Genomic DNA, 6027 nt, shown 5'->3' on the forward strand with positions numbered 1-6027 from the left:
GACGCCGCGGAGCCGCTGGACGAGGCCGTCGACGTCGAGCGGGTCGTGCACGGCGTCGCGTGCCGCGGCGTGCGCTGCCCGAAACTCCAGGACGCGCCGGGTCGGCAGCGAATCTCCCGCCCGCCCGAGGCCGATCCGCGCCTGCGTGGTCGCCCGCAGCGGGGCCCAGACGTCCGGGGGTTCCGGGTCGGTCATCAGCCGGCTGCCAGCGCACGCCGCGGCACGCGACGCCGTGCACGACCCGCTCGACGTCGACGGCCTCGTCCAGCGGCTCCGCGGCGTCGGCATCGGCGAGCCGCTACAGGTGCACAGCCGGGCCACCTCCCGCGGCGAATACCTGCGCCGGCCCGACCTCGGCCGCAGCCCGGCGGACCTGTCGGATCTGCCGAACACCAAGGCGGACATTGGATTTGTGCTCGCCGACGGCCTCTCGCCCCGGGCGCTGACCGACCACGCCGCGGGCATGGTCGAGGCGCTGGTGCGCGCGTTCGACGGCCGGTACACGATCGCCCCGCCGGTGGTCGCCACCCAGGCCCGCGTCGCGCTCGGTGACCACATCGGCGCAGCCCTCGGTGTCACAACGGTTCTCGTGCTGATCGGAGAACGGCCGGGGCTGTCGGTCGCCGACAGCCTGGGCATCTATCTGACGCACCGGCCGGCGCCGGGGCGCACCGACGCCGACCGCAACTGCGTGTCCAACATCCATCCGCCCGACGGCCTGGACTACCCGGCGGCCGCGGCGGTCACCGCCGCGCTGGTCGCAGGCGCCCGCGAACTCGGCCGCTCGGGGGTCGCCCTCAAAGACACGACGCGAGCGGCGATCGGCAGTTCTAGCGCCTCCGGCCGAGCATCCAACCCAGCACCAGCGCGGCCAGCACGGCCAGCAGCACCGGGGCGTACCTCTTGAGCTGGTCGCCGCCGGCGAGGTCGAGCAGGTCGATGGGCTCGGGCTCGGCGGCGTGGCGTGGCTCCGGGGCGCGCCCGACCTGCGGGGGGCCCTCGGGTGTGGCCGGCGCGGCCACCGATTCCGCGACGAGCTTGGCTTCGAGCGACTCCACGAACTGGCCCAGCAGCTTTTCCGACACCTGCTGCAGCATGCCGCTGCCGAACTGGGCCAGCTTGCCGGCGATCTTCAGGTCGGTGTCGACGGTGACGCCGGTGCGATCGCCGTCCTCGTGGAGCTGGGCGGTGACCGTCGCCGCCGCGTTGCCGGTCCCGCGGGTCTCCTTGCCCTTGGCGTCGATCACCGCGCGGTATTGGCCGCGATCGTGCTCGACGAAGCGCACCTTGCCGCTGAACTCGCTGGTGACGGGGCCTACCTTCACCTTGACCTTACCGAGGTAGTCGTCGCCCTCGTGGCCGGTCAGCGCGGCCCCGGGCATCAGCGGGATCACCTGCTCCAGGTCGCTCAGCACGTCCCAGGCCTCTTCGATGGGGGCACTGACGGTGAACTGGTTGGCGATCTTCATCCCGGGGTCCTCTCGTGTGCGGCGACGACGGCGTCGTGCACAGCCTACGGGCGGCACTACGGAAGTAGAGTGGGGTCCCCCGCGTCATGGTGGATCCGCCCGCCGATCTCGGCCAGCGGGCGGCCCCCGCCGCCCCAGCGCTTGGCGATGATGTCGGCGGCGATCGAGACCGCGGTCTCCTCGGGGGTGCGCGCACCGAGGTCCAGCCCGATCGGGCTGGACAGCCGGCTCAGTTCGGCGCCGGTCAGCCCGGCGGCCTGGAGCCGGGTCATCCGGTCGTCATGTGTGCGGCGCGACCCCATCGCCCCGACGTAGCCGACCTCGGGCAGGCGCAGCGCCACCTCGAGCACCGGCACATCGAACTTCCGGTCGTGGGTCAGCACGCAGATCACCGTGTGCCGATCGACGGCGCCCGCCTCCGCCTGGGCCGTGAGGTAGCGGTGGGGCCAGTCGACGACGACCTCGTCGGCCGTCGGGAAGCGGGCACGGGTGGCGAACACCGGGCGGGCATCGCACACGGTGACGCGGTAGCCGAGGAACGAGCCCTGCCGCGCCAGCGCGGCGGCGAAGTCGATCGCGCCGAAGATCAGCATCTGCGGCGGCGGCGCGAAGCTGGACACGAAGACCTCCATGCCGTCGCCGAGCCGCTGCCCGTCGGGCCCGTACACGAGGACGTCGCTGCGGCCCAGCGCGAGCAGCCCGCGCGCGTCGTCGGCGACCGCGGCGTCGGCGCGCGCCGAGCCCAGCGAACCCGCCACGCCGTCGGGCCGGATGACGATCCGCCGGCCCACCCAGTCCGGGTCGGGGTGGGCGACGACGGTGGCGGTCGCCACCGCGCGACGCTCGGCGATGTCGTCGGCCACTGCGCCGAGCTCGGGAAACGACGCGCGCGAGACCGGTTCGACGAACACGTCGATGACGCCGCCGCACGTCAGGCCGATCGTGAACGCGTCGTCGTCGCTGACTCCGTAGCGCTCCAGCCGAGGCGCCCCGGTCTTCGCAGCCTCGGCGGCGAGGTCGTACACCGCACCCTCCACGCAGCCGCCCGACACCGACCCGGTGACCGAGCCGTCCGGCGCGACCACCATCGCCGCCCCCGGCGGGCGCGGCGCGGACCGGAAGGTACGCACCACCGTGCCCAGCCCCGCAATATCGCCGGCACGCCAGATCGACATCAGCTCGGCAATCACGTCACGCACCCTCTCAACGTATGCGGACGGCCGCGAGCCCGGCTCAACTTGGGGTCTATTCGCCTCGGCTCGGCCGGACGAGGTATCCCACGCCGTCGCGGGTGAACCCTTGGCTTCGAGTGTGCGCTGAGGGCGGCGACACGCCGAAAATCCCCGCCCTGAGCGCACATTCGATGCGCAAGCGGGAAAGCGACGCCGCTACCAGGCGCGCGACAGGTCGGCGTGCTGCCGGACCCAGGCGTGCATCGCGATCCCGGCGGCCACCCCGGCATTGATGCTCCGCGTCGAGCCGAATTGGGCGATCGACACCGCCATCGCGGCGCCCGCGCGGATGTCGTCGGTGATGCCCGGGCCCTCCTGACCGAACACCAGCAGGCAGTCCCGCGGCAGCGCGGTCTCCTCGAGCCGGGTCGCGCCCGGGACGTTGTCCACCGCGACCACCGTCAGCCCGGCACCGGCGGCGAAGCCCAGCAGGTCGGCGGTGCTGTCGTGATGGCACAGCCGCTGATAGCGGTCGGTCACCATGGCGCCGCGGCGATTCCACCGCCGCCGGCCGACGATGTGCACGGTGTGCACCGCGAAGGCGTTGGCGGTGCGCACCACCGAGCCGATGTTGGCGTCGTGCCCAAAGTTCTCGATCGCCACGTGCAGGGGATGGCGGCGGCGGTCGATGTCGGCGATGATCGCCTCGCGCGTCCAGTACCGATAGGCGTCGACGACGTTGCGAGTGTCGCCCTCGCGCAACAGGACCGGGTCGTATCGCGGGTCGTCGGGCGGGTCGCCGGGCCAAGGCCCCACCCCGGCGGCCGGTGCGGCCCATTCGGTCGGCCCGGGCCCCGGTTCGCTCATCGCGGCGTCCACACCGCGGCGTGCGTGCCGTCGACCGCCACCGTCGCGTAGAGCAGCGCCTCGTTGATCTCGCCCTGCGTGCACAACGACGCGCTGACGTGCACCGCGTCCAGCGAGGCGTCGGGCAGGATCAGCACCGACGACCCGTACGCCGAGCAGGCCGGGTTCAGCCCGGCGCCGGGCAGCGTCGGGGACGCGAGCAGCATCAGCGGGCCGCCGCGGTTGGCCGACTCGTCGCGATACCGGGCGGCCAGCCCGTCGGCTTCCAGCCCGAGCAGCATGTAGCCGGTGCCGTTGAACGCCGCCGGATCGCCGAGCTGCGCCTTCGTCATCGGGGCGCCGTCGGCGCGCCAGGCCGACAGACTGACGGTCTTCACCGACAGGCCGGTGTCGTTGGCGTTGGTGGGCATCAGCCCCACCGGGAACGCGGCCGGGTAGGCCGCCGAGCTGTTCGGGATCCGGTCGCGCGGCGAGTAGGTGTACACGCCGCGGACCTGACTGCGATCCTTGAGCGGCCCAAGGCAAACCGTCCCGGCGAGCCGGTCGCCGGAGGCCGACAGCGGCGAGTGGACGTCGGGCGCCTGGCCCGCCGGGCGGTCGCAACTGCCCAGCCCGTTGGACTCCATCGGGTGCGACAGCGCCCCGTAGAGCCCGAACCGGATGTCCTCGGGTTTGGCGTGCGGCGCCTGCGGGTTGGCCGCCGAGGCGTCGACGTCGATCAGCACGTAGTCGCCGTCCCACCGCAGGTTCGACACCGCCATGTTCCAGCCCAGCAGCGAAAGCGATTCCCCGAAGCGGGCGCCCTGCGCGCCGTAGGGGCGGACGGGCTGGCTGGCGCCCGAGCAACCCGTCAGGCAAGCCAGCAGGCAAGCCGCCATCGCGAGGAAGGTGCGCACAGCGATGACGGCCTAGCCCAGCCCCAGATCGGCGAGGCCCAGCACGCTGCGGTACGGCAGGCCCTCGGCCTCGATGGCCTCGGCCGCGCCGGTGGAACGGTCCACGACCGTGGCCACGCCGACCACGTGCCCGCCTGCCTCTTGGACGGCGCGCACCGCGGTCAGCGCCGACGCCCCCGTCGTGCTGGTGTCCTCGACGACCAGCACGCGCTTGCCCGCGACCTCGGAGCCCTCGATAAGGCGTTGCAGCCCATGGGTTTTCGCGGACTTGCGCACGACGAACGCGTCGATCGGGCGGCCCGGCGCGTGCATGACGGCCGTGGCGACCGGGTCGGCGCCCAGGGTGAGGCCGCCGACCACCGCGTAGTCCCAGTCGTGGGTGAGGTCGCGCATCAGCGTGCCGATCAGGGCGGAGGCGCGGTGGTGCAGGGTCGCGCGGCGCAGGTCGACGTAGTAGTCGGCCTCCTTGCCCGACGACAGTGTCACCTTGCCGTGCACCACCGACAGCCGGCGCACCAGGTCGGCCAGCTCCTCGCGGGAGTCGGTGTGCGCGTCAGGTCCGGCCACGGCCACCGCCGATCCGCTTGGTCACGGCCCGCATCAGGGTCCGCGGAATCATCCGCTCCACGGCGATGATCGCCTTGTATTGCAGGCCGGGGATGCTGATCACCTTGCCGCGCGCGATGTCGGCCAGGCTCTGGTTCACCACGTCGTCGACCTCGAGCCACATGAACGACGGTGACTTGGCCATGTCGATCCCGGCGCGGGCGTGAAACTCGGTGTGCACGTAGCCCGGACACACGGCGTGCACCCCGACGCCGGTGCCCTGCAGGCCGACGGACAGGCCCTCGCTGAACGAGATGACCCACGCCTTGGATGCCGAGTAGGTCGAGCCGCGGCCCGGCACCAGCCCCGCGACGCTCGCGATGTTGATCACGGTGCCGGCGCCGGCGTCCAGCATGGCGGGCAGGGCCGCCCGGGTGAGGTGCATGACCGCGGTGACGTTGACGTCGAGCTGCGACTGCAGCAGCGCGGGATCGGTCGCCCAGAAGTCGCCGGAGGTGCCGAAGCCGGCGTTGTTCACCAGGACGCGCACCCCGCGGGACAGCCGTTCGCAGACCTGGTCGCGGCCGGCGGCGTCGGCCAGGTCGGCGGGCAGCACCTCGATGTTGCCGGCGCGGCCCTGCAGTTCGCCGGCGAGGTCGGTCAGCCGGTCGACGTCGCGGGCGACCAGGACCAGGTCGTATCCGTCGTTGGCATAGCGTCGCGCGTAGCCGGCGCCGATCCCCGAGGTGGGCCCGGTGATCAGGGCTACGGGACGAGGCATGAGCGACATCCTAATGACGGCGGCCGCGCCGCCCACCCGGCGCCCGGCGCGCCGTCAGTGCTGATAGTTGGTGGCCTGGTGGCCGTTGCGCCCCGCCGGCGGCGGGCGGCGAACGGCGTCCGGGCCGCGCTGCTCCCGCCGGATCGGCTCGGCCGGCCGGCGCGCGGACGCCTGAACGTCGGAGCCCAGTAGCCCGGCCACGTCCTGCTGCGGACGCCGGGGCGGCAGCTCGGCGCGGCCGGCGGGCGCCGGGTGGGCGGCGCGGCCGCCGTCATTAGGATGTCGCTCATGCCTCG

7 protein-coding genes and 2 pseudogenes are annotated in these 6027 nt (G+C 73.1%); 1 reads left to right on the forward strand and 8 read right to left on the reverse strand.

Annotated features, from left to right (window positions below):
- Nucleotides 1-195 (reverse strand): ethanolamine ammonia-lyase light chain EutC (locus A9X05_RS29605; protein WP_197499019.1); only part of this gene is annotated, 195 nt, incomplete at its 3' end.
- A 13-nt stretch (nucleotides 196-208) separates the two neighbouring features.
- Here A9X05_RS29605 and eutC point away from each other — a divergent pair.
- A pseudogene (gene eutC / locus A9X05_RS11070) lies at nucleotides 209-907 on the forward strand (ethanolamine ammonia-lyase subunit EutC); the annotation flags it as partial.
- Here the strand turns inward: eutC and A9X05_RS11075 are convergent.
- The 7 genes and pseudogenes from A9X05_RS11075 to A9X05_RS30995 form a co-directional block, all read right to left on the reverse strand.
- Nucleotides 831-1469 carry an SRPBCC family protein gene (locus A9X05_RS11075; RefSeq protein ID WP_067781294.1) on the reverse strand — a complete coding sequence of 213 codons (639 nt, stop codon included), beginning with the start codon at nucleotides 1467-1469 and terminating at the stop codon, nucleotides 831-833. The pseudogene eutC and the gene A9X05_RS11075 sit on opposite strands and share 77 nt — an antisense overlap.
- A gap of 56 nt (nucleotides 1470-1525) precedes the next feature.
- Complete coding sequence (locus A9X05_RS11080) at nucleotides 1526-2668, reverse strand: XdhC family protein (RefSeq protein WP_197499018.1); 1143 nt, start codon at nucleotides 2666-2668, stop codon at nucleotides 1526-1528.
- 189 nt (nucleotides 2669-2857) lie between these two features.
- Entirely contained in the window at nucleotides 2858-3508 is a 651-nt protein-coding gene (locus A9X05_RS11085; protein WP_067781302.1) for an RNA methyltransferase, read from the reverse strand.
- Nucleotides 3505-4386, reverse strand: a complete 882-nt coding sequence (locus A9X05_RS11090) for a hypothetical protein (RefSeq protein WP_067781299.1) — start codon at nucleotides 4384-4386, stop codon at nucleotides 3505-3507. Before A9X05_RS11090 ends, A9X05_RS11085 begins: the two co-directional genes overlap by 4 nt.
- A 30-nt stretch (nucleotides 4387-4416) precedes the next feature.
- Nucleotides 4417-4971, reverse strand: a complete 555-nt coding sequence (pyrE, locus tag A9X05_RS11095) for an orotate phosphoribosyltransferase (protein WP_067760078.1) — start codon at nucleotides 4969-4971, stop codon at nucleotides 4417-4419.
- The gene (locus tag A9X05_RS11100) at nucleotides 4958-5731 is read right to left on the reverse strand and encodes an SDR family oxidoreductase (protein WP_067760076.1); all 774 of its coding nucleotides are present in this window, start codon (nucleotides 5729-5731) and stop codon (nucleotides 4958-4960) included. Before A9X05_RS11100 ends, pyrE begins: the two co-directional genes overlap by 14 nt.
- Before the next feature lie 54 nt (nucleotides 5732-5785).
- A pseudogene (locus A9X05_RS30995) lies at nucleotides 5786-6027 on the reverse strand (hypothetical protein); the annotation flags it as partial.

This window comes from Mycobacterium sp. E3298, from assembly GCF_001666895.1.
GTDB lineage: Bacteria > Actinomycetota > Actinomycetes > Mycobacteriales > Mycobacteriaceae > Mycobacterium.